We start from the raw sequence: 23,080 nt of genomic DNA, 5'->3' as shown, positions 1-23,080 counted from the left end.
GGGATGCGCCCCCTTGGACGGCCCGCATTCTTCGCTCCCACCTCCGCCGTCGGGATGTGTCGGTCGGGGGAGGTCTTGCCGTGGCAGTTCGCGCCCCCGGTTGTGAACTTCCCACTCTGCGACGAGATTTACCCGTGCACGAGGGATTGACGGCCAACTTCCGCCACTCCACCCTCTGTTAACGAGTCGACTCGACGTGTTAACCCGGCCGCTCCCCCGACGGAGGTCACGGATGGACAGGCACGTGCACGACCGCCGACGCTTTCTCGCTCTCACCGCCGCCACCGCCGCGGCGCCGCTGCTCTCGGCCTGCGGTGCCGGGTTCGGCGGCAGCGACAAGAAGGGTGGCGGCTCGGCCGCGGACGACGTCACCGGCTCGTTCGACTGGAAGCGGGCGAAGGGCACGACCGTCAAGGCGCTGCTCAACAAGCACCCCTACGCGGACGCGCTGATCGCCGACCTGAAGTCGTTCACCGCCAAGACCGGCATCAAGGTCGAGTACGACGTCTTCCCCGAGGACAACTACTTCGACAAGCTCACCGTCGACCTCTCCAGCGGGCGCGCCTCGTACGACGTCTTCATGCTCGGCGCGTACATGGTGTGGCAGTACGGCCCACCGGGATGGCTGGAGGACCTCGGGCCCTGGATGCGCAACTCCTCGGCCACCGGGGACGAGTGGGACCGGGAGGACTTCTTCCCCAACCTCATCCAGTCCGACCAGTGGTCCCTGAAGGCGGGCGCGCCGCTGGGGCAGGGCGGTCAGTACGCGCTGCCCTGGGGCTGGGAGACGAACGTCGTCGCCTACAACACCGAGGTGTTCCGCAAGCTGGGCCTCAAACCGGCCGAGACCTTCGACGAGCTGCGCGAGCTGGCCGGGACCATCAAGCGGAAGGCGCCCGGCGCCGGGTACGACGGGATGTACGGGATCGCCGTGCGCGGGTCGCGCAGCTGGGCCACCATTCATCCCGGCTTCATGACCATGTACGCGCGCAACGGCCTGCACGACTTCACTGTCTCGGGTGGCGGGAAGCTCAAGCCCGCCATGAACACCCCGGAGGCCGTCGCCTTCACCCGGGACTGGGCGGGCATGGTCAAGCAGGGCGGGCCGCCGTCCTGGACGTCGTACAGCTGGTACCAGTGCTCCAGCGACCTCGGGGCGAAGAAGGCGGGGATGCTCTTCGACGCCGACACCGCCGCGTACTTCCAGGCGGTGCAGGGTGCGAGCCCCGCCTCCGGGAAGATCGCCTTCCACCCCGGGCCCAAGGGGCCGGACGGCTCGCTGGCCACCAACATGTGGATCTGGTCGCTCGGCATGAACGCCAAGAGCAAGAAGAAGGACGCCAGTTGGCTGTTCCTGCAGTGGGCCACGGGCAAGGAGCACCTGCGCAAGGCCGCGATCACCAACAACCACATCGACCCGGTACGGAAGTCGATCAGCCAGGACGGCGCCTACAAGGACAAGATGAGGCACCTGCCCGGCTTCATCGAGACCTTCGAGACCGTCGTCGACCAGACGAAGATCCAGTTCACCCCGCAGGCCCAGTTCTTCGACGCCACCACCAGCTGGGCAGCCGCCCTCCAGGAGATCTACGGCGGCAAGAACGCCAAGTCGGCCCTCGACGCCCTGGCGGCCGACCTGGCCCCGAAGGTGGGCTGACCGGGCATGGGCTGGCGGCTCGCTCTCCGCCCGTACGTCCTGATCGTCCCCGCCCTCTTGCTGACCTGCGGGATTCTCTACCCCTTCGGGCTGGGCCTGTACTACACCCTGTTCGACTTCTCGGCGAGCAAGCCGCAGCCGGACATGGTGCGGCTGCAGAACTACGCGACCGTCTTCACCCAGGACGCCTTCTGGAGTTCGGCCTGGGTGACGGTGCTGTACGCGGTGGGCGCGGCCGCCGTCGAGACGGTGCTCGGTGTCGCCGTGGCCCTGCTGCTGCACCGTTCGTCGATGGTCGGCCGGGTCCTGGAGAAGATCCTGATCCTGCCGCTGATGATCGCGCCGGTGATCGCGGCGATCATTTGGAAGCTGATGCTCCAGCCGTCGGTGGGAGTGGTCAACCACCTGCTGGAGCCCTTCGGCCTCGGCGGAGTCCAGTGGACGGACACCCCGGCCGGCGCGCTGCTGTCGTCCATCGCCGTGGACGTCTGGGTCTACACGCCCTTCGTGGCGATCCTCGCGCTGGCCGGGCTGCGGTCGCTGCCCGTGTCGCCCTTCGAGGCGGCGGCCGTGGACGGCGCGGGCTGGTGGTACACGTTCCGGCGGCTGACGCTGCCCATGCTGTGGCCGTACGTCCTCGTGGCCGTGATCTTCCGGTTCATGGACTCGCTGAAGGTGTTCGACATCATCTACGCCCTCACCGAGGGCGGCCCCGGCGACTCCACGGTCGTCCTGCAGATCCGGGCGTACCTGGAGGCGATCCGCTTCCAGCGCTACAGCTTCGGGATCAGCTACACGATCGTGCTGTGGGCCGTGGTGTACCTGGCCGCCATGGTGCTCGTACGCCATCTCGGCCGGATCCAGCGACGAGCGGCGGAGGTGAGCGCCAAGTGACCGGACGCAACCGACTGTCGGGCTGGCTGGCGGACGCCGCCCTGGCCCTCTACTTCGTCTTCGCGCTCTTCCCGATCGCCTGGATGGTGATCCTGTCCCTGAAACCCGCCGACCAGCTCTTCAGCACGTACTTCTCCTTCACCCCGACCCTCGACTCCTACCGGACGGTGCTGGGCGACAGCGAGGGCATCCCCTTCGTCCGCTTCTTCGTGAACAGCCTCGTCGTGTCCGTGGGCGCGGTGGCCCTGTCCCTCGTCGTCGGGCTGCCGGCTGCGTACGCCTCGGCCCGCTGGCGGTTCAAGGGCTCGGAGAACCTGATGTTCACGCTGCTGTCGTTCCGGTTCGCACCCGAACTCACCGTGATCATCCCGCTGTTCGTGCTCTACCAGAAGCTCGGCCTGTTCGACACCTACGTCGGCATGATCTGGGTCCTGCAGTTGGTCACCCTCCCGCTGATCGTGTGGATCATGCGGTCGTACTTCGCCGATCTGACACCGGAGCTGGAGCAGGCGGCGCTGCTCGACGGCTACACCCGCAAGCAGGCCTTCTTCAAGGTGGCCCTCCCCCTGGTCAAGCCCGGGATCGCCGCCGTGTCGCTGCTGGCCTTCATCTTCGCCTGGAACAACTTCGTCTTCCCCCTCATCCTCACCTCGAACGAGGCCCAGACCGTGACCGTGGGCGCGCTGTCCTTCCTGGGCGGCGACCGCCCCAAGTACAACCTCACGGCCGCGGCGGCGCTCGTCTCCGTGGTGCCACCCCTGCTGCTCGCCCTCACCATCCAGCGATACCTGGTGCGGGGCCTGTCCTTCGGGGCGGTGAAGTCATGATCAGACTGCACGGCATCCGCAAGACGTACGGAAGGACCACGGCCCTCGACGATCTCGAACTGGACGTGGCCGAGGGCGAGTTCCTCTGCCTGCTCGGCCCGTCCGGGGCAGGCAAGACGACGACCCTCAAGACCGTCGCCGGCCTGGAACAGCCGGACGCCGGCACGGTGGAGATCGACGGCAGGGACATGCGCGGGGTCGAGCCGTACGACCGGGGCGTGGCCATGTGCTTCGAGAGCTACGCCCTCTACCCGCACCGCTCGGCCTACGACAACCTCGCCTCCCCGCTCCGCTCACCCCGCCACCGCCTGCCCGCCGCCGAGGCCCGCGAGCGCATCGGCACCATCGCCGAACTCCTCGGCATCAGCGCCCTGCTGGACCGCGAGGTGGGCCGGCTCTCCAACGGCCAGCGGCAGCGGATCGCGCTGGGCCGCGTGCTGGTACGCCCCGCCCGCGCCTTCCTCCTCGACGAGCCCCTCTCCCACCTGGACGCCAAGCTGCGCCAGCAGATGCGGGCCGAGCTGAAGGCGATCGGCGCGGTCCGGCGCACGACGACCCTGTACGTCACCCACGACTCCGTCGAGGCGCTGGCGCTCGGCGACCGGATCGGGGTCATCCGGGACGGCCGGATCGCGCAGACGGGCACGCGGGAGGACATCTGGTACCGGCCGTACGACACCGAGGTGGCCCGTGCCTTCGGCCGCCCGCGGATCAACCTGCTGCCGGGAACGGCGACCGCCGACGGCGGCTTCAGGTCGGCGGACGGCAAGCTGGAACTGCCGCTCCCGGCCCACGCCCCCGCCGGCACCGACGTCCTCGTGGGCGTTCGCCCCCGCGACATCACGCTGGGTGGCGGAGCAGGCCACGAGCTCACCGGCACCGTCTACGTCACCGAGGTGCTCGGACGGTCCGTGGAGATCACGGTCCGCATAGGCGACCAGCACCTCTCCCTCGTAGCGACGCGCGACGCGACGACGGCCCTGCGCCCGGACGACCCTGTGCGCCTGACCGTCCGCCCGGAGAGCCTCCTCCTCTTCGAGGCCGACCGGCCAGGACGCCCGGGACGGCTCATCGGGAAGAGCGGCGCGCCATGACCGGCGGCGGCAGCGGCACACCACAGGGCCCCGCGGCCCGCCAGTCGGCCATGGCCGAACGCGTCCTGGCCGACGGCTCGGCGACGGCGGCCGAGCTCGCCGAACGCTTCGGGGTGAGCCTGATGACCATCCACCGGGACCTGGACGAACTGGAACGGCAGGGAATCGTCCGTAAATTCAGGGGCGGTGTAACGGCCCAGCCCTCCGGGGTGTTCGAGTCGAACGTCCAGTACCGGCTGAAGACGATGCGGCCGCAGAAGGCCGCCGTGGCCGAACACGCCCTGCGGTCGATCGAGCCGGGCACGGCGATCCTCCTGGACGACTCCACCTCCACCCTGGAGATAGCCCGCAGACTCCGCCTCGGCGAGGTCACCCCGCTCACGGTCGTCACCAACTTCCTGGAGGCGATCAACCTCCTCGCCGACCAGCGGGGCATCCACCTCATGGCCCTCGGCGGCGACTACGACCCCCTGCACTCCTCCTTCCTCGGCGTGTCCTGCGTGGAGGCGGTGCAGCAGCTGCGGGTGGACGTCTGTTTCGCCTCGACGTCGGCCGTACACGGCGGCTACGCCTACCACCAGGAGCAGCACATCGTCTCCGTGAAGCGGGCGATGCTCGACTCGGCCGCCCGCAACGTCCTGCTGCTCGACCACACCAAGCTGAGCCGGACCGCCCTGCACCGGGTCGTCCCGCTCTCCCGTTTCGACCTCCTCCTGGTCGACGACGGAGCGACCCCCGAGGAACTGCGCGACCTGGACGAGCACAAGGTGCGCTACGAGGTGTGCGCGACCAACGCCACGAAGGAGGGCGATGACCGCACTGGAGCTACGTGAGCTGCGCAAGACCTACCGGTCACGGGGCCGGCCGGCGGTGGACGCGGTGCGGGGCATCGACCTGCGCCTCGACGCGGGTGAGCTGCTCGGCCTCCTCGGCCCCTCGGGCTGCGGCAAGTCCACCACCCTGCGGATGATCGCGGGCCTGGAGACGGTGACGGCCGGGGACATCCTGGTGGCCGGCACGTCGGTGATCGACAGCCCCGCGCAGGACCGGAACATCGGCGTCGCGTTCGAGAACTACGCCCTGTACCCACCCCTCACGGTCGAGGAGAACCTGGCCTTCGGCCTGCGGGCCCGCAGGCGGGCGGCCCGCGGGGACGTGGCCCGCAAGGTGGCCGAGATCGCCGAGCGAGTGGACCTCACGGACATCCTGGACGCCCACCCGGCGACCCTGTCCAGCGGCCAGAAGCAACGCGTCTCCCTGGCCCGCGCCCTGATCCGCGAACCGGACGTCCTCCTCCTCGACGAGCCCCTCTCCCACCTGGACGCGGCCCAACGCGACACCACCCGCCGCGAACTCAAGCGCATCCAAAGGGACTTGGGCCACACCACCATCCTCGTCACCCACGACCAGGAGGAAGCCCTCTCCCTCGCCGACCGGATCGCCGTCATGCGCGACGGCATGATCCAGCAACTGGGCACCCCGTACGAGATCTACGACAGCCCGGCCAACACCTTCGTGGCGGACTTCGTCGGCGAACCCGCGATCAACCTCCTCCCCGCGACCGCGACGGACGACAACCAGGCCCGCCTCTCCGACTCCCTCCGGCTCCCCCTCCCCCTCTCCGTGCAGGCAGGCCGGAAACTGACCGTGGGCATCCGCCCCGAGGACCTGGAGTTGACCGGCGAGGACGGCCTGCCGGCCCGAGTGGTGGCCCACGAACCCCTCCTGGAGTCGGGCATCGCCACCCTCTCCCTGGACGGCGTGGAACGCCCCGTGGTCGCCCTCACCGACCCCGACATCCGCCTGGAACACGACGAACAGGTCCGTGTGAAGCCGACGCCCGGACGCACCCATGTCTTCGACGCCGAGACAGGAGACTCCCTGCGATGACCTCCGCCCCCAGCGAGCGTGTCGTGGCCGCAGGCGACCACTTCGTCCTGCCGTCGCTGATCGCATCGGCCCTGACCCACGAATGCCCATGCACCGTAAGGGAATTGATGCTCCCCTGGCCCCTGGAGCCCTTCGGCCCGGTGGCCGAGGTGACGGAGGCGAGCGACGCCGAGGACGAACTGATCGACGCACTGGCCGGCGCCCGGGTGCTGGTCACCCAGATGGCCCCGGTGACCGAACGCGTCCTGGACGCCTGCCCCGACCTGCGGCTCGTGGTCGTCTGCCGGGGCGGCCCGGTGAACGTCAACCTGGACGCGGCCAAGCGGCACGACGTACGCGTGTGCTTCGCCCCCGGCCGCAACGCCGCCGCCACCGCCGAGTTCACCATGGGCCTCCTTCTGTCCGCCCTCCGCCGCATCCCCCAGGCCCACGACCGACTGGCCCGCGAGGGCAGTTGGGCCGGCTCCTCCTACTACACCTACGAACACAGCGGCCTGGAACTGGAGGACCTCCCGGTCGGCCTGGTCGGCTACGGCGCCGTGGGCAGCCGCGTAGCGCGCGCCCTGGGCGCGTTCGGGGCACGCGTGATGGTCTACGACCCGTACATACGGGGCGAGGTCCTGGGCCTGCGCATGTCCTCCCTGGACGAACTCCTCCGCAACTCCCGCGTGATCACCCTGCACGCCCGCCTCACCCCAGAAACACACGGCCTGATCGGCGCCAGAGAACTCTCCCTCCTACCACCCGGCGCGGTGGTGGTGAACGCGGCACGAGGCCCCTTGCTGGACGAGGAGGCCCTGTGCGACGCCCTGGAGAACGGCGGCCTGTCGGCAGCGGCCCTGGACACATACGCACACGAGCCACTCCCCCCAACTTCCCGGCTCCGACAACCGGCTCTGGCCGATCGCGTCGTCATGACCCCACACCTGGGAGGCGCCAGCAGGGAGGTGGCAGAGAAGGCGGCACGCATAGCGGCAGCAGAGGTGGGCCGCTGGATCAGGGGCGAACCGTTGGCCCACTGCCTCACCTGACGGCACCAAACAGCCTGAGCCGACGGTGCGGGCCGTCCAAGGCCGAGCAACCCAACGCGTCGGCCGCGAAGGCGAAAGAGCCAAAAAAAGGGGACGGAGGGTCATGTACGTCGGTATCGATGTAGGAACGTCCACGGTAAAAGCAGCAGCTTTCACCACCACAGGCGATCAACTGGCCGTAGAAGCACGCCCGGTGAACCTGACCCTGCGCGACGGCGCGGTGGAGCAGGACATGACAGAGGTGTACGCCGCGGTGGTCGCCGTACTGGAAGAACTCACGGCCCGCATCCCGAAAGAACCCATAGACCTGGCAGGCCTGACAGGCCAAGGCGACGGCGTATGGCTGGTGGACGCCCAGGGCCGCCCCATACGCCCGGCCGCGTCCTGGATGGACGGCCGGGCCCACGAGCTCCTGGACCAGTGGCTGGCGGACGGCACCTTCGAGACGGTGTTCCGACGCACGGGCAGCGCCATGTTCCCGGGCTGCCCGGGCCCGCTTCTCGCATGGCTGGACCGCTACGAGCCGAGATCTCTGGACGCGGCGACCGCGGCCGTCTACTGCAAGGACATGGTCTTCCAGCGGCTGACCGACGGATCACGGGCCGTAACCGACGTCTCGGACGCGTCGATGCCGTTCCTCGACCCACGCGCACGGTCGTACGACAACGGGGTGGTCGAACTCCTGGGCCTGGCCCACCGCCGCCGCCTGCTGCCCGCGATCAGCGACCGGATCGCCACGGCGGAAGCGACCGGTGAGGGCCTGCCGCCCGGTACCCGGATCACGAACGGCCCGTACGACCTGCCGGCCTGCGCACTGGGCGCGGGGGTCACGGAGCCCGGTGACGGTCTGCTGATCGTGGGCACGTGCCTGGCCAGCCTGGTGGCCACCACGGAGCTGGACCTGACCGGCGAGCCGGCGGGCCTGTACATCTCCACCGACCGCCCGGGCCAGTGGCTGCGCGCGATGCCCGCGATGGTCGGCACCGCCGCCCTGGACTGGGTGCTGACCACGACCGGCGTCCGCCACGACCAGGTGGACGGGCTGCTGGCAGAGACGCCGCCCGGGGCGCACGGCGTGCGTGTCCTGCCGTACTTCGCGCCCTCCGGCGAACGTGCCCCCTTCGTCGAGCCGCGGCTGCGCGCCGAACTGGCCGGGGTCTCCCTGGAGTCGACGCCCGCCGACCTGATCCGCGCGACCTGCGAGGGCATCGGCTACGCCGCCCGGCACTGCCTGGCGGCGGCGGGTCTGACGGGGACACTCGCGGTGTGCGGCGGCGGCACCCGCAGTCCCGCCTGGATGCGTCTGCTGGCCGACGTCCTGGGCCGCCCCCTGCGCGTGGTCGAGGGCGAGGTGGGCGCGCGGGGCGCGGTGCTGGCGGCGGCGGAGCGGCACGGGATAGCACTGGACCGGGCCGCCTGGACGCGCCCGACGACGGTGATAGAGCCGGATGCGACCAGGGCGGCGTCCTACACGAAGGGGTACGAGGAGCACTTGGCGCGCCTGGAGGAGGCAAGGGCGCGAACCCGGAAGTGAACCCGACCGTGAACGTCGTGCTTCAGCCGAGGACCTAGACACGCCCGCCCGGACCGACGCACCCGCAGCCCCCGCCCCGCGATCACAAATTACTGAAGTCCGGCCCGACCGTCCGAGTCCGCTTGATCTCGTAGAAGCCCGGCACGGAGGCGACCGCGAGGGTGCCGTCCCACAGCCTGGCCGCCTCGTCGCCCTTGGGGGCGGGGGTCACGACGGGGCCGAAGAACGCGATCTCCTCGCCGCCGGGGCCGGGAACCGCGATCACCGGGGTGCCGACCTCCTGGCCGACCTTTTCGATGCCCTCCTTGTGGGAGGCGCGCAGCTCGGCCTCGTACGGGGTGGAGTCCCAGTGGTCCATGAGGGACTCGGGCAGGCCGACGTCCTTCAGGGCGGCGGCCACGGCGGACTTCTCCGCCCCCGCGCCCTGGTTGTGGATGCGCGTGCCGAGGGCGGTGTAGAGGTCGCCGAGCACCTCGGGGCCGTGCTCCTGCTGCGCGGCGATGACGACCCGGACGGGCCCCCACGCCTTGGTCTCGAGCATCTCGCGGTACTCATCGGGGAGCTGGTCGAGCTTGTCCTCGTTGAGGACGGCGAGGCTCATCAGATGCCAGCGCACCTCGATGTCCCGGACCTTCTCCACCTCCAGCACCCAGCGGGAGGTCATCCAGGCCCAGGGGCACAGCGGGTCGAACCAGAAGTCGACGGGGGTCTTCTCCGACATGTCTCTCCTCAGGGGGAACACCGAGTCAGCGTTTCCGGAGGAAACGCCACCACTCGCTCGGTCATTCCCCTGCTGTCCCGGATCAGGGGCGCGTGGCAGGATCTGGCCTGTTCAGAACCAGCTCGATGGTCCCGTTCAGGACCAGCCCAGTGGTATCGCATCGATGAGGAGTGCCGCCCGTGCCCGGTGAGAATCTGTCCCGCGACGAGGCCCGGGAGCGGGCCGCCCTGCTGTCCGTCGACGGGTACGACGTGTCCCTGGACCTGCGGTCCGCCGTGGGGGACGCGGACAGCGAGCCGCGCACCTTCCGCTCGGTCACCACGATCCGCTTCCGCTGCAACGAGCCGGGCGCGTCCGCGTTCGCGGACCTGATCGCACCGAGCGTGACCGCCGTCTCCCTCAACGGCAGGGATCTCGACCCGAGCGAGGTCTTCGACGGTTCCCGGATCGCCCTGGAGGACCTGGCCGCGGAGAACGAGCTGATCGTCGACGCCCAGTGCGCCTACTCCCGTACCGGCGAGGGCATGCACCGCTTCGTCGACCCCGAGGACGGCGAGGTCTACCTCTACACGCAGTACGAGCCGGCCGACGCCCGCCGCGTCTTCGCGAACTTCGAGCAGCCGGACCTGAAGGCGCCCTACCGCTTCGAGGTGCAGGCGCCGGACGACTGGACGGTGTGGAGCAATGGCGCCGGTGAACTCGTCGACGGGGTCTGGCGGTTCGCGGAGACGAAGCCGATCTCGACGTACATCACGTGTGTCGTGGCGGGGCCGTACCACTACGTGACGGACACCTACACGCGCACCTTCGAGGACGGGACGACGCTGGAGATCCCGCTCGGCGCGATGTGCCGCAAGGGTCTGGCGCCCTACTTCGACGCGGACGACATCTTCCTGATCACGAAGCAGGGCCTGGACTTCTTCCACGACCACTTCGACTACCCGTACCCGTTCGGGAAGTACGACCAGGCGTTCGTGCCGGAGTACAACCTGGGCGCGATGGAGAACCCGGGTCTGGTGACCTTCCGCGAGGAGTACATCTTCCGCGGGAAGGTCACGCAGGCGTCGTACGAGGGCCGGGCCAACGTCATCCTGCACGAGATGGCGCACATGTGGTTCGGCGACCTGGTCACCATGGAGTGGTGGGACGACCTGTGGCTGAAGGAGTCCTTCGCGGACTTCATGGGCACGTTCGCGAACGTCGGCGCGACCCGCTTCACCAACGCCTGGATCACCTTCGCCAACCGCCGCAAGGCGTGGGCGTACCGAGCGGACCAGCTGCCCTCCACGCACCCCATCACGGCGGACATCCGGGACCTGCAGGACGCCAAGCTCAACTTCGACGGCATCACGTACGCCAAGGGGGCCTCGGTCCTCAAGCAGCTGGTGGCGTACGTCGGCCAGGACGCGTTCCTGGAGGGCGCCCGGCGCTACTTCAAGCGGAACGCGTACGGCAACACGCGCCTCGGTGACCTGCTCTCGGCGCTGGAGGAGACCAGCGGCCGGGATCTGGCGGCGTGGGCGCGGTCCTGGCTGCAGACGGCGGGCGTGAACTCCCTGACGCCGCAGGTGCTGCTGAACTCCGAGGGCCGGGTGACCGAGCTGGCCGTGCTCCAGGAGGCGCCGGAGTCGTACCCCGAGCTGCGTCCGCACCGGGTGGCGGTGGGCCTGTACCGCCGTAACGCGGACGGGGACCTGGAGCGGTACGCGCGCGTGGAGACCGACATCGAGGGTCCGCGTACGGTCGTCGCCGAACTGGCCGGCGCCGAGGCGCCCGAGCTGGTGCTGGTCAACGACGACGACCTGACGTACTGCAAGATCCGCTTCGACGAGGCCTCGCTCGCCACGCTGCGGGACCACCTGGGCGCGCTGACCGACCCCCTGGCGCGCGCCCTGTGCTGGTCGGCGCTGTGGAACATGACGCGCGACGCGCTGCTGCCGGCGCGGGACTTCGTCGACCTGGTGCTGCGGTTCGCGGGCCGCGAGTCGGAGATCGGCGTGCTGCAGATGCTGCACGCGTGGACGAACTCGGCGCTGGTCCACTACGCGGCACCGAACTGGCGGCCGACGGGCGAGCGGCTGCTGGCGGAGGGCGCGCTGCGCGAGCTGCGGGAGGCCGAGCCGGGCAGCGAACACCAGCTGGCGTGGGCCCGCTTCTTCGCGGTGGTGGCGTCGAGCGAGGCGGACTTCCAGCTGCTCAAGGGCCTGCTGGAGGGCACGGCCAAGATCGACGGCCTGGAGGTGGACCAGGAGCTGCGCTGGGCGCTCCTGGAGCCGCTGGCCGCCCACGGCGTCGCGGACGAGCAGGTGCTGGCCGCGGAGCTGGCCCGCGACGACACGGCCTCCGGCAAGCGCCACCAGGTGCGCTGCCTGGCCGCCCGCCCCTCGGCGGCGGTGAAGGCGCAGGCGTGGGCGCAGGTGGTGGAGTCGGACGCGCTGTCCAACGCCCTGGTCGAGGCGACGATCGCGGGCTTCCAGCAGCCGTCGCAGCGGGAGTTGACGGCGCCGTACGCCGAGAAGTACTTCGCCGCGATCGAGCGGGTGTGGGCGGAGCGCTCGATCCAGATCGGCATGGACGTGGTGCGCGGCCTGTTCCCCTCCCTCCAGGACGACCAGGAGACGCTGGACGCGACGGACGCGTGGCTGAGTACCCATGAGGACGCGGCTCCGGCGCTGCGCCGGCTGGTGCTGGAGGCGCGGGACGACCTGGCACGTGCGCTCCGGGCACAGGAGTGCGACGCGACGGCCGGATGAACCGATGACACCCGGCACCCTTGGCCAAGGCTTGGGCGCCAGGTGACCGTTACGGAATTCAGGCAATAGGAGCCGTAACCCCTGGTCCTCACCGGAACGGACCAGGGGTTTTCCGTGCCTACTCGGCATCCGAACATGCGTCCTTTAGCCCCTCCTTGTCCGCATTCGTCGACGAGCGTGTAACAGCGGTTAAGGACCGATTCGGCGGTGGGAATCGGGGGGTCATGACCCACAACACCCCGCTCTCCCCCCGTCCCCACCTCCCCGGGGTCCGTCGCCGCGTCCTGACGGCGGCCCAGCTCGAGTCCCATGGCGTCCCGGCGGCCGACCTCGACGCCCAGTGCCGTCCCGGCGGACCCTGGCAGCAGGTGCTCCCCGGTGTGATCCTGCTCCACCCCGGCCCGCCGACCAGCGAGGAACGCCTGCACGCGGCACTGCTGTACGCGGCGCGCGAACCGGCGCCGTGCGTGCCGGCCCAGCCGAGCCCGGAGCGCCCGCACCGACCGGCGTACCCGGAGGCGATGATCACCGGCCTGGCGGCCCTGGCCCTGCACGGCTTCACCTCGTCCCCCTCCCTGCTGGCGCTGGACCGTATCGACGTCCTGGTTCCCCGCGACCGCCGCCTGCGTTCGACCCCCGCCGTGCGCGTCGTCCGCACCCCGGCCATGCCCACTCCGCGCCAGGTGACGGGCCTTCCGGTGGCCCCGGTCCCGCGTGCGCTGGCCGACGCGGTGCGGGAGCTGGCGGACGCGGAGGCCGTACGGCGGCTGCTGACGGAGGCGGTGCGGTTCGAGTACTGCGAACCGGCACAGGTGGTACGGGAGTTGGACCGGGCGAAGCTGATGTCGCGCCCGCATGTGGCGGACGCGGTGGACTCGCTCGTGGCCGAGGGAAGGGCGGTCGCGGAGCACCGGCTGTACGAGATGGTGCGGGAGTTCGGCCTGCCGGACCCGGTGTGGAACGTGGACGTGAGGCTTCCCGGCGGCCCGCACCTCGGCGGCCTGGACGCGTACTGGCCGGAGCAGGCGGTGGCCCTGGAGCTGGACACGCGGGCGCCCCGGCAAGGCGAGGACGCGCTGTGGTCGGAATACGCGCGCAAGCGGGAACACTTGGAACGGCTGGGTATCACGGTAGTGCACGTGACCCCGACGAAGCTGAGGGACGCGATGGAACTGCAGGCGGCGGTCGTGCGGACGGCGTTGATGACCTCCGGGGACCGGGAACCCGCCGCGTATGTCGTGGTGTTGCCCCGGTAGTGATGGACCGGGTGCGCACCAGGAGGGGAGAGGAGGGGACGCCGGGCGCGCCCGATGCCCGGCGTCCCCTCCTCGTGGCCCCTCCCAAGTGCCCACGCCTCAACCCTTCTTCAGCACCAGCTCCGTGTTCCGGTCCTCCGGGTCGCCCGTGAGGGACTTGGCGCCGGGGGCGTTGTAGGAGAGCTCGCGGTAGAGGGCCGCCAGGCCCGGCTGGGTGAGGTCGGTGTAGTCCGTGCGGTGGGGGGCGGCGGACTCGACGAGCGTGGTGAAGAGCGAGAGCGTCCCGTCCTTGTTGTCCACCAGCTCGATCACACGGGCGAGTTGGGGGTAGTCCACGTGGGAGGCGGTGGAGATCTCCCAGAAGGAGTGGCCGGCCGAGCCGGTGTGCGGGGTGATGACGTTCTTGTGGATGTGGCCGTTCACCCAGGCCAGCACGTTGGCGTGGCTCGCGAGGACCGAGACGACCTCGGAGCCGTTGTGCCGGTGTTCGTCGGGGCGGGCCGGGTCGGGGTGGGTGTTGGTCATCGTCTTGCTGGTGTGGTGGCTGAAGACGATGGCGTGCGCGTCCTTGTTGTCGCTCAGGGTCTTCTCCAGCCACCTCAACTGGGCGGTGCCGATGGACCCTTCGTAGTGACCGCCCGCGTCGGTGGTGTCCAGGCTGATGCCGATCACGTCGTCGGCGATGCGGAACATGTAGTACTGCGTGCCCGCGTCCAGGTTGGCCGACGAGTAGCCGTGGCCGACCGGACCCAGGCCCTGGTAGGCCGGGTTCAGGTGGGCCTTCAGGTAGTCGGAGGAGGTGTAGGGGGCGCGCCTCTCGTCGGGCGTGACGGAACGCATGTCACGGGCGTGCGCCTTGAGCAGGTCGCGGAAGCCGACGCCCTTGGGGTCGCTGCCGGCCTTGATGGCGTCCTGGAGCTTGTGGGCCTCGGCCTCGGGGAGCGTCATCAGCTTCTTGCCGCCGATGGCCAGCTCGGTGAGGTAGGGGTCACCGTGGGAGCCGTAGCAGCCGAGCGGGAGGGCATCGTGGTTGCCGACGGTGGAGTACCACGGCAGGTTGAGGCCGGGGCTGCGGGCCTCGCGGATCGCGGCTGCCAAGTAGCCCTCCAGCTGCGGGAATCCGAGCGCTTTGTCGCCGTCACGGAGGGCGGAGTCGGGCTGCCAGTACAGCTTCAGGCCGCTGCTCTGGACGCCCTCGTAGTGCCGCGGGTCACCGGAGTTGGGGGTGATGCGGCCGCCGCTCATCACCTTCATGAACCACTCCAGCTCGGAGTGGGCGTTGTTGTCGGTGTTGTCGCCGGTGGTCATGACGAAGTGCAGTGGGGACCCGGTGACGGGGGCGCCGCGCAGCGCGTTGACCCGCTCGACGAGCGAGATGGCGCCCTGCACGGTCAGCGCCTCGTGCGGGCGCCAGGCGTGCGGGTCGGCGGCGCGCAGGTACTCCAGGCGCAGCGGGTGCTGGACGTCCATCAGATGCAGGTCGGTGAACTGCACGAACGACGCGAGTGCCGTACGGCGGCTCGCCCGGCCGGACTTGGGGGCGGCCAGGTCGCCGCGCACGACGCGCTGCCAGCCGGGGCCGTCGCCGAGGCGGCGGTAGCCGGAGCTGTTGCGGGGGGCGGCGACCGAGGCGAGGGTCGTGCCCTTGGTGTAGGGGGCGAGGGGTGCGGCGGGGGCCTTGCGGGAGGAAGCGACAGGGGCTTCGGACGCCGTCGTCGTGGTGGCGGCGGTGGCGGCCTGGCTCTCGGTCGGGCGCAGGGCGTATCCGACGCCCGCGGAGAGTGACACCGCCCCGGCGGCGGCGAGGACGGTACGGCGGTTGACCCCCAGCGCGGAGGTGGCGACTGAGCGTATGCGCGACATGGCGCGATCTCCCCGGGTGCGAACGCGTCTGCAGTGGTCGCGGGCGGTCGCTGTCGCGAACATCCCGCTCGCTCTGGATCGTTGGCACCGGGGATGACCTGCGCGTGAACGCAACAGCAACGCGCAGCGCCGATCTTCGTACGTGGATCATGGTGTACGGAGGGCGCTCATGGAACGGATTCCGACCCGCCGGAGCGGGGTCACGCGGTGTTCATCTCCGGGGGTAGGCGGAGCGTTCAGGACCCGGATTCTCCCGATTCCCCGGATTCTGCGTATTCCACGGATTCCCCGGATTCCCCGGCTTCTCCGGATTGCACCCGTCCGCCGACCGGTCGCTCACGCCACAGCCGCAGGGCGACGTCGACGAGGCCCACTCGGATCAGGCCGGGCACGGCGTCCAGGTCCTGCCAGGCGGCCAGGTCCGTGGAACCGTTCACCTCGTGGCGCAGCGCACCGCCGGTGACACGGCCCTCGTAGACGAGGCGTACGCCGTGGTGGTCGACGGCGCGGCCGAGGCGGCGCGGGCGCGTCAGGCGCAGGGAGTCCACGCCGAGCAGGCCGATCACCTCGATGCGGTAGCCGGTCTCCTCGGTCACCTCGCGGCGGACGGTGTCGTAGGGGTCCTCGCCGTGCTCCATGCCGCCGCCGGGCAGCACCCATTCATGGCCGCCTCCCGGGGCCGGCGAGCGGGCGAGGAGGATCTGTCCGTCGCGGACGCACACGGCGTAGGCCGCCACCCTCAGTTTCTGTCGCACCGGAGGGACACTAGAGCCTCGGCGCGTCGGCCAGAGGCGTACGTCACACCCTGTGTGGCCGTGGCGGGCGACGGGCAGGCGAGCTTGCGGCGCGGGACCCGCGCAGAATGAATATCTGCAGCTCAGCGGGTTGGACACCGGACGTCCGCAACCGGTTTCGGCGCCCTGTCGTCCCAGTCCTCGGGTCGGCGGGGCAAAGAATTGGACAGGCGGGCCCGGATCGGCCGCATGATGGAACTGTCGGCCAGGCAGACGCACGTGAACAACAGGCAGCATGTGAACAACGGACAGAGGGAGTCACCGTGAGGGTCGGAATCGTCGGAGCCACCGGTCAGGTCGGCACGGTCATGCGCAGGATCCTCGCGGAGCGCGACTTCCCCGTGGACGAGCTGCGCCTGTTCGCCTCGGCCCGCTCGGCCGGGACCGTGCTGGACGGCGTGACCGTGGAGGACGCGGCGACGGCCGACTACACCGGTCTGGACATCGTGCTGTTCTCGGCGGGCGGCGCGACCTCGAAGGCCCTGGCCGAGAAGGTCGCCTCGCAGGGCGCGGTCGTGATCGACAACTCCTCGGCCTGGCGCAGGGACCCCGGCGTGCCGCTGGTCGTCTCCGAGGTGAACCCGCACGCGATCGCGGACCGCCCCAAGGGCATCATCGCCAACCCGAACTGCACGACGATGGCCGCGATGCCGGTCCTGAAGCCGCTGCACGCGGAGGCGGGCCTGGAGGCGCTGGTCGTCGCCACTTACCAGGCGGTGTCCGGCTCGGGCCTCGCGGGCGTCGCGGAGCTGCACGGACAGGCGCAGAAGGTGATCGCCGACGCCGACAAGCTCACCCACGACGGCGAGGCCGTCGACTTCCCCGAGCCGCAGGTCTACAAGCGGCCGATCGCGTTCAACGTGCTGCCCTTCGCCGGCAACCTCGTCGACGACGGCCTGAACGAGACCGACGAGGAGCAGAAGCTCCGCAACGAGTCCCGCAAGATCCTGGAGATCCCCGGCCTGAAGGTCTCCGGCACCTGCGTGCGCGTCCCGGTCTTCTCCGGCCACTCCCTCCAGGTCAACGCCCGTTTCGCCCGGCCGATCAGCCCGGAGCGCGCGCTGGAGCTGCTGGCCGGCGCCCCGGGTGTCGTCGTCACCGACATCCCGACCCCCCTCCAGGCGGCCGGCCAGGACACGTCGTACGTCGGCCGTGTCCGCGGTGACGAGACGGTGGACAACGGCCTGTCCCTGTTCGTCTCCAGCGACAACCTCCGCAAGGGCGCGGCCTTGAACGCCGTACAGATCGCGGAGCTGGTCGCGGCGGAGCTGCGCGGCTGAGGCCCGCGCACCTCCTGCGCCTGCGGGCCTTAAGGCCTGCGCACCTCGTAGAGGAAGCAGCCGTACTCGACGGCCCGGACGTGGACGAGTGCCACGGCCGGGTCGTCGAACGCGTTGCGCAGGGCCGTCTCGAAGCTGTCGGTGGCCTCGACCAGCCGGCCGCCGAGGATGTGCCCGTCGGCGGAGTAACGGCGGAAGGTCCGGCGGGCGCCGGCGAAGGGAAGGGCGTCGCCGTCCGGGCCCGGGCACTGCCGGGCGTGGATGAAGACGGGGCCCTGCTCGTCGTAGGCCCCCGGCTCCGCGCCCGTCTCGACGGCCCACCGGCGCAGCGGGGCGTAGGCGACCAGGGCGATGCGCTCTCCCGGTTCGCTGTGGCGCAGACAGCAGCGCAGCGGGGAGCCGCCCTCGTCGTCGGTCGTCGCGGTCATGGGGCGCCCCGCGTCGTCGGCGGTGCGCAGGTCCTTCAGGACGGGCGGTTCGATGGGGCGTGCGGTGTACGGCGTCGTCATGGCTTCAGGCTCGCGCGCGCCCGCCCCGTCCACCGGCGGGAATCGGACATGGTGCTCCCGGTCCGGGTCCCGGGCCCGCGTCACCCATCACCCGTCACGCCTGTGCCGCGGTGGCGGCCGCGCCCGCCAGCTCGACCAGGGTGATCAGCACCTCCTTGCCGGATCCCAGCTGCCGTGCGTCACACAGCACCACCGGCGTCCCCTCGTCCAGGTCGAGCGCCGTCGCCACTTCCTCCGCGCTGTAGTCGCGGGCGCCGTCGAAGCAGTTGACGGCCACGACGAACGGCAGCCCGCGCCGCTCGAAGTAGTCGACGGCCGGGAAGCAGTCCCGCAGCCTGCGGGTGTCCGCGAGGACCACCGCGCCCAGCGCGCCCTTGGCGAGCTCGTCCCACAGGAACCAGAACCGGTCCTGGCCCGGGGTGCCGAACAGATACAGCGCGAGGTCGTCGCCGAGGGTGATCCGGCCGAAGTCCAGGGCCACGGTGGTGGTGCGCTTGCCGGCGACCCCGTCCAGGCTGTCGTCCATCCGGCCGGCCTCGGTCAGGGGCTCCTCCGTGCTGAGCGGACGGATCTCGCTGACCGCGCCGACGAACGTGGTCTTGCCGACCCCGAAGCCCCCGGCCACGAGGATCTTGAGCGCCAGAAAGGGCGCAGGCGCGTCAGAGCGCTCGGAGTCCATCGATCACTCTCCTGAGAATGCGTGCGTCGGGGAGCTGGGCCGGCGGGACGGGCGGCGTGGCACGGATCAGCCGCAGTGCCAGCAGATCGCCGAGGAGCACGCGGACGACCGTCAGCGGCAGCCCGGAGTCGGAGGCGATGTCGGCCACCGGGTGCGGTCGTGGGCTGCACAGGCGGAGGATCGCCTGCTGCTCCGGCGAGAGTGGCGGTTCGTGACCGGCTTCGGATGCGTCGGGCGCGTCCGGGTCGGCGTGGATGACGGTCATCAGGTCGAGCTGCTGCTCGCCGGCGACGCGTGCCCGCCCGGCCGTCACGGCATAGAGGCGCACCAGGGGTCCCGCCTCGGCGTCGTACCAGCGCTGATCGGAGTCAGACATCGAGCGGGGCGGTGTCACCGGCCTCGGCGCGCGTCGGAACGCCGAGGTGGGCGCCGACCCGCTTGACCAGCTGGGCCATCTCGTAGGCGACCAGGCCGATGTCGGCGCCGGCGTCGCTGAACACCGCCAGGCAGGAGCCCTCGCCCGCGGCGACGACGAACAGGAACCCGTCCTCCAGCTCGACCAGGGTCTGGACGACACCGCCGGCCGTGAAGTGGTGTCCGGCGCCCTTGGCGAGGCTGTGGAAGCCGGAGGCGATCGCGGCGAACCGCTCTCCGTCGTCCCGGCTGAGGTTCTGCGTCGTGCCGATCGGCAGTCCGTCGCCGGAGAGGACGACCGCGTGTCTGATCTCCTCCACCCGGGTGGCGAGGTCCTCCAGAAGCCAGTCGAGTTCACTGGAGCGGTGGGCGGTGCCGTTCATCGGCCTTCTCCTTCGCCGTTCTCGATGTGGTGGTCGCTCTCGCCCCGGGTGCGCGGCGTCGTGCTGCCCACCTGGCCGCGGACCCAGCCCGCCCGGAAGGACGCCATGGTGGCGCGGGCCTGGTCGGGTGTTCTCCCGGACCGGCTTCGTGACCGCTCCTGCGGTGCGGCCTCGGCGGGAGACTCGGGCGCGGGGCCCGCCTGGCGTACGCGGCGGGGCAGTTCGGGCCGGCCCGCGGGCGGCGCGAGGTCTTCGGCGGCGGTCGGCGACCGTCGCTGGGCCGGAACGGACGCAGACGTGGGGAGCACGGGCTCCTCCGCCGGCACGGCCGCGGGACGGGCCGGCCTCCCCCGCACGGGCAGCGGGACGACCGAGGCGGGGGCGGCCGGCGCCGCTTCCCCTCGGCCGGCTTGGGTCCGAGCGGCGGCGTCCGGCCTTGCAGACCGGCGGCGGGGCAGCCCGGCGATCGCCGCGTCGCCGTCCGCGGCCCCCTCCCGGGCCTCCGGCGACTCACCGGCGTCCTCGATCGGCTCGCCCGCCACGTGGCCGGGCAGCAGGACCACGGCGACGATGCCGCCGTACACCGACGGGCGCAGCGCCACGCGCAGGTCCAGGCGGTGCGCGAGCCGGTTCACCACGTACAGGCCGAGCTGGCCGCCGTCGAGCAGGTCGATCTCTTCGGTGTCGGTGATGCGCCGGTTGGCCTCGCCGAGCGCGGAGGCCTCCATGCCCAGTCCGCGGTCCTCGATCTCCAGGGCGATGCCCGCGCCGACGCGCTCGGCGGACACGCGCACCTTGGTGTGCGGAGGGGAGAACACCGTGGCGTTCTCGACGAGTTCGGCGAGCAGGTGCGTGAGGTCCGCGACCGCCGCGCCGGGCAGCCGGACGGCCGGGATGTCCGCGATCAGCACCCGGTCGTAGTCCTCGACCTCGGCCACGGCCGCCCGGACGACGTCCATGAGCGGTACGGGATGCCGCCAGCCGCGCCCGGGAGCGGCGCCGGAGAGGATGATGAGGCTCTCCGCGTGGCGGCGCATCCGGGTGGTGAGGTGGTCGAGCCGGAACAGGTCCTCCAGCTCGACCGGGTCCTCGTTGCGGCGTTCCATCGTGTCGAGCAGGGCGAGCTGACGGTGCAGCAGGGTCTGGCTGCGGCGCGCCAGGTTCACGTAGACGCCGGAGACGCCGTGCAGGACCTCGGCACGGTCGGCGGCCGCCTTGATCGCGGCCCGGTGGACGGCGTCGAGCGCGGCGCCGACCTGGCCCATCTCGTCGTCGTGGTGGGTGCGCACGGGCGCCACGGCGTCGAGGTCGACGGGCTTTCCCGCGTGCAGCCGCGCGATCGTCCGCGGCAGTTCGCGACCGGCCAGCCGGAGCGCGGAGTTGCGCAGGTCGACGAGCTCGACGACGAGGCCGCGGCCGATCCTGACCGAGATCACCAGCGAGAGCACCACGCCCACGAGGCCGAGGAGCACGGCGATGCCCGAGCCGCCGTAGGTGTCGAACGAGAACGGGTCCGCGCTGTCGGCGGCGCCGGTGCTCGCCTGCTTCTGCGCCGCGGCGAGCTGCTGAAGGACGTCCTCGGCGGGTGTGCTCCAGCGGGCGGAGGCGGCGATCTGTCCCGCGCGCCCGGCATAGCCGGCCTCGCGCAGGGCGTCCTCGACGCCGCGCACGTCGCGCATCGCGGTCCCGGCGAGGACCTTCCGGTACGCGGCCGCGTCGGCGGGCCGCAGATCGTCCACGGAGGCGGACAGGAGCTGCCGCTCGGTGTGGGCGGCGCCGGTGAACTCCAGGTACTGGCCCGTGCTCATCCGGCCCGACGCCTGCGCGGCGCCCATCAGCGCGTCCTCGCGGGCGATCATCTCCCGGGCCTGTGCCAGTTCGAGGACGACGCGTGCCGTCGAGGCCGTGTCGGGGGTGTGCAGGGCGGCCAGGGAGCCCTGGAGGGCGAAGGCGCGGGCGAGGGTGTCGTCGTAGCCGGCGTAGGCGTCCTGCCATCCGGCGTCGCGTCCGTGCAGTCGCGCGCGCAGCGTGCCGAGGTGGTCGAGGCCGGTCGTCAACCGGTCGGCGCGGCCCGCGAGGTCGGCGCCCACGGACTCGCCGTCCAGGCTGCTCGACCGGATCCCGGTGCGGAGCGCGGCGACGGCCGCGTCGGTGGCCTTCTCCCGGTCCGCCTCGTTCGCGGCCCGTTCCGCGCTGGGCGCGGCGAGCCGGCGGAGCGCGGCGGAGCGTTCGGACTGCACGGCGTCGACGAGCGTGTCCAGGGGTTTCTGGAGGGTGGCGTTGGCCTCTTTGTACTGGCTCAGTCCCGAGACGCTGCGCGCCGTGGTGACGGTGGCGAAGGCCCACAGTGCCATCAGGGAGACGGCCGGGACCATCAGCAGACAGACGATCTTCGCCCGGATCGACCGTGGCACGGGGAGTGTGTTCATCACGTCATGCCTCGTCGAGCAGTGCGGTCGCGGCGTCGGCGCTCTCGGCCCGCTCGCGCGCCGTGGGCGACAGGGCGACGAAGGCCGACGCGAGGAAGAGGAAGGAACCGAGGAGCACCGCGAGGGGGAAGATGAACTCGGTGGACGTGGCGCCGCCCAGGACCCCCGTGTGCGGGGCGAGTTCGATGCTCACGGCGGCCATGCCGGTGTAGTGCATGCTGCACACGGCGAACCCCATGACGAGGGCCGCGACCGTCACGCCCGCGGCACCGCGCACCGTGACGGAGGCCCACAGCGCGACCGTCGCCGAGACGACGGCGATGACCAGCGAGAGGACGACGAGCGGCAGGTCGAAGTCAACGTTGCCGTACAGCCGCAGGGCCGCCATGCCGAGGTAGTGCATGGCGCCGACACCGAGGCCGGTGCCCAGACCGCCCAGCAGGAGCGAGCGCCAACGCGACGTGCCGTAGCCGACGGTGAAGATGCCCGCCCCGACGACCGCCACGGCCATCACCAGGCTGAGAAGCGTGAGCGGGACGTCGTAGCGGATCGGGGTTCCGTCGACTCCGAAGCCGAGCATGGCGATGAAGTGCATCGTCCAGATGCCCGAGCCGATCGCGACCGAGGCCGTCACCAGCCAGTTGCGCCGGGAGCGTCCGTCCGTCGCCAGGGCCCGCAGGGTGCAGTGCAGTCCGAGCGCCGCGCCGATGGAGGCCATCACATACGAGAGGACAGGTGAGAGCCATCCTGCGCCGAAGTGATGCAGGTGTGCCACAAGCCCTTCCTTTCCTTGGGAACTTCAAGGCCGTGGACGCTAACACTCCGCTTGGTCACAGAACTTTGGAGAAACGCACATATTTTCAGACCATGATCAACCGTCATGCACCGCGCGCTGCCCTACCGGCGAGTTCCGTGATCACAATGTGCGTCACCCGGACACTTCGCCCAGTTCCGGTGACGGACCCCCGGGTGCAGGCCGGTGGCATAGATCACGACATCGGACGCGCGCCAGCGCTCCCGGGTCCGCCGGGATTTGACAGAGCGTCTCCCGAGTCGTGCCTGACGGCTCCTC

At 70.9% G+C, this 23,080-nt stretch carries 20 protein-coding genes; 11 read left to right on the top strand and 9 right to left on the bottom strand.

The window, feature by feature from the left end; translation table 11 throughout:
• The first annotated feature begins 232 nt into the window (after nucleotides 1-232).
• The 8 genes from ABZ910_RS09060 to ABZ910_RS09025 all read left to right on the top strand — a co-directional run bounded on the left by ABZ910_RS09060 (nucleotide 233) and on the right by ABZ910_RS09025 (nucleotide 8,927).
• Complete coding sequence (locus ABZ910_RS09060) at nucleotides 233-1,657, top strand: sugar ABC transporter substrate-binding protein (protein WP_361361145.1); 1,425 nt, start codon at nucleotides 233-235, stop codon at nucleotides 1,655-1,657.
• A gap of 6 nt (nucleotides 1,658-1,663) precedes the next feature.
• Nucleotides 1,664-2,551, top strand: a complete 888-nt coding sequence (locus ABZ910_RS09055) for a sugar ABC transporter permease (protein ID WP_361361143.1) — start codon at nucleotides 1,664-1,666, stop codon at nucleotides 2,549-2,551.
• On the top strand, nucleotides 2,548-3,378 hold the full coding sequence (locus tag ABZ910_RS09050; RefSeq protein WP_361361141.1) for a carbohydrate ABC transporter permease: 831 nt from the start codon (nucleotides 2,548-2,550) through the stop codon (nucleotides 3,376-3,378). The genes ABZ910_RS09055 and ABZ910_RS09050 overlap by 4 nt, the downstream gene beginning before the upstream one ends.
• Nucleotides 3,375-4,472, top strand: coding sequence for an ABC transporter ATP-binding protein (locus tag ABZ910_RS09045; protein ID WP_361361139.1), 1,098 nt, complete (start codon nucleotides 3,375-3,377; stop codon nucleotides 4,470-4,472). The genes ABZ910_RS09050 and ABZ910_RS09045 overlap by 4 nt, the downstream gene beginning before the upstream one ends.
• A complete protein-coding gene (locus ABZ910_RS09040; protein ID WP_361361137.1) occupies nucleotides 4,469-5,305 on the top strand; it encodes a DeoR/GlpR family DNA-binding transcription regulator in 837 nt (278 codons plus the stop codon). The genes ABZ910_RS09045 and ABZ910_RS09040 overlap by 4 nt, the downstream gene beginning before the upstream one ends.
• Nucleotides 5,283-6,362 (top strand): ABC transporter ATP-binding protein, encoded by a 1,080-nt coding sequence (locus ABZ910_RS09035; protein WP_361361135.1) that lies wholly within the window; start codon nucleotides 5,283-5,285, stop codon nucleotides 6,360-6,362. The genes ABZ910_RS09040 and ABZ910_RS09035 overlap by 23 nt, the downstream gene beginning before the upstream one ends.
• Nucleotides 6,359-7,393: a 2-hydroxyacid dehydrogenase gene (locus ABZ910_RS09030; RefSeq protein WP_361361133.1), complete on the top strand. Its 1,035-nt coding sequence runs from the start codon at nucleotides 6,359-6,361 to the stop codon at nucleotides 7,391-7,393. Before ABZ910_RS09035 ends, ABZ910_RS09030 begins: the two co-directional genes overlap by 4 nt.
• Nucleotides 7,394-7,496: 103 nt before the next feature.
• Complete coding sequence (locus tag ABZ910_RS09025; RefSeq protein WP_361361131.1) at nucleotides 7,497-8,927, top strand: FGGY-family carbohydrate kinase; 1,431 nt, start codon at nucleotides 7,497-7,499, stop codon at nucleotides 8,925-8,927.
• Between the two features lie 82 nt (nucleotides 8,928-9,009).
• Here the strand turns inward: ABZ910_RS09025 and ABZ910_RS09020 are convergent, their stop codons facing one another.
• Complete coding sequence (locus ABZ910_RS09020; RefSeq protein WP_361361129.1) at nucleotides 9,010-9,648, bottom strand: DsbA family protein; 639 nt, start codon at nucleotides 9,646-9,648, stop codon at nucleotides 9,010-9,012.
• A gap of 179 nt (nucleotides 9,649-9,827) precedes the next feature.
• Here ABZ910_RS09020 and pepN point away from each other — a divergent pair, with 179 nt between their 5' ends.
• Both pepN and ABZ910_RS09010 read left to right on the top strand, forming a co-directional pair.
• Complete coding sequence (gene pepN, locus ABZ910_RS09015) at nucleotides 9,828-12,401, top strand: aminopeptidase N (RefSeq protein WP_361361127.1); 2,574 nt, start codon at nucleotides 9,828-9,830, stop codon at nucleotides 12,399-12,401.
• Nucleotides 12,402-12,625: 224 nt separating this feature from the next.
• Nucleotides 12,626-13,657 carry a hypothetical protein gene (locus ABZ910_RS09010; protein WP_361361125.1) on the top strand — a complete coding sequence of 344 codons (1,032 nt, stop codon included), beginning with the start codon at nucleotides 12,626-12,628 and terminating at the stop codon, nucleotides 13,655-13,657.
• A 99-nt stretch (nucleotides 13,658-13,756) separates the two neighbouring features.
• On the opposite strand, the gene ABZ910_RS09005 is transcribed toward ABZ910_RS09010, so the two are convergent.
• Both ABZ910_RS09005 and ABZ910_RS09000 read right to left on the bottom strand, forming a co-directional pair.
• A complete protein-coding gene (locus ABZ910_RS09005) occupies nucleotides 13,757-15,520 on the bottom strand; it encodes a TIGR03767 family metallophosphoesterase (protein ID WP_361361123.1) in 1,764 nt (587 codons plus the stop codon).
• 236 nt (nucleotides 15,521-15,756) lie between these two features.
• Nucleotides 15,757-16,275 (bottom strand): NUDIX hydrolase, encoded by a 519-nt coding sequence (locus ABZ910_RS09000; protein WP_361361121.1) that lies wholly within the window; start codon nucleotides 16,273-16,275, stop codon nucleotides 15,757-15,759.
• Nucleotides 16,276-16,577: 302 nt separating this feature from the next.
• Here ABZ910_RS09000 and ABZ910_RS08995 point away from each other — a divergent pair, with 302 nt between their 5' ends.
• Entirely contained in the window at nucleotides 16,578-17,594 is a 1,017-nt protein-coding gene (locus ABZ910_RS08995) for an aspartate-semialdehyde dehydrogenase (RefSeq protein WP_361361119.1), read from the top strand.
• A 29-nt stretch (nucleotides 17,595-17,623) separates the two neighbouring features.
• Here the strand turns inward: ABZ910_RS08995 and ABZ910_RS08990 are convergent, their stop codons facing one another.
• From ABZ910_RS08990 to ABZ910_RS08965, 6 genes are all read right to left on the bottom strand, one after another.
• The gene (locus tag ABZ910_RS08990; RefSeq protein WP_361361117.1) at nucleotides 17,624-18,103 is read right to left on the bottom strand and encodes a DUF1203 domain-containing protein; all 480 of its coding nucleotides are present in this window, start codon (nucleotides 18,101-18,103) and stop codon (nucleotides 17,624-17,626) included.
• 94 nt (nucleotides 18,104-18,197) lie between these two features.
• A complete protein-coding gene (locus ABZ910_RS08985) occupies nucleotides 18,198-18,782 on the bottom strand; it encodes an ATP/GTP-binding protein (protein ID WP_361361115.1) in 585 nt (194 codons plus the stop codon).
• Nucleotides 18,763-19,158 (bottom strand): DUF742 domain-containing protein, encoded by a 396-nt coding sequence (locus tag ABZ910_RS08980; RefSeq protein ID WP_361361113.1) that lies wholly within the window; start codon nucleotides 19,156-19,158, stop codon nucleotides 18,763-18,765. Before ABZ910_RS08980 ends, ABZ910_RS08985 begins: the two co-directional genes overlap by 20 nt.
• Nucleotides 19,151-19,579 (bottom strand): roadblock/LC7 domain-containing protein, encoded by a 429-nt coding sequence (locus ABZ910_RS08975; RefSeq protein WP_361361111.1) that lies wholly within the window; start codon nucleotides 19,577-19,579, stop codon nucleotides 19,151-19,153. The genes ABZ910_RS08980 and ABZ910_RS08975 overlap by 8 nt, the downstream gene beginning before the upstream one ends.
• Nucleotides 19,576-22,008, bottom strand: a complete 2,433-nt coding sequence (locus ABZ910_RS08970; protein WP_361361109.1) for a nitrate- and nitrite sensing domain-containing protein — start codon at nucleotides 22,006-22,008, stop codon at nucleotides 19,576-19,578. Before ABZ910_RS08970 ends, ABZ910_RS08975 begins: the two co-directional genes overlap by 4 nt.
• A gap of 4 nt (nucleotides 22,009-22,012) precedes the next feature.
• Nucleotides 22,013-22,783, bottom strand: coding sequence for an MHYT domain-containing protein (locus ABZ910_RS08965; protein ID WP_361361107.1), 771 nt, complete (start codon nucleotides 22,781-22,783; stop codon nucleotides 22,013-22,015).
• Between the last annotated feature and the right edge of the window lie 297 nt (nucleotides 22,784-23,080).

The organism is Streptomyces sp. NPDC046805 (assembly GCF_040645355.1).
Classification (GTDB): Bacteria; Actinomycetota; Actinomycetes; order Streptomycetales; family Streptomycetaceae; genus Streptomyces.
Note: the sequence above shows the minus strand (reverse complement) of the source record. Positions and strands in the feature narration are given on the sequence as shown.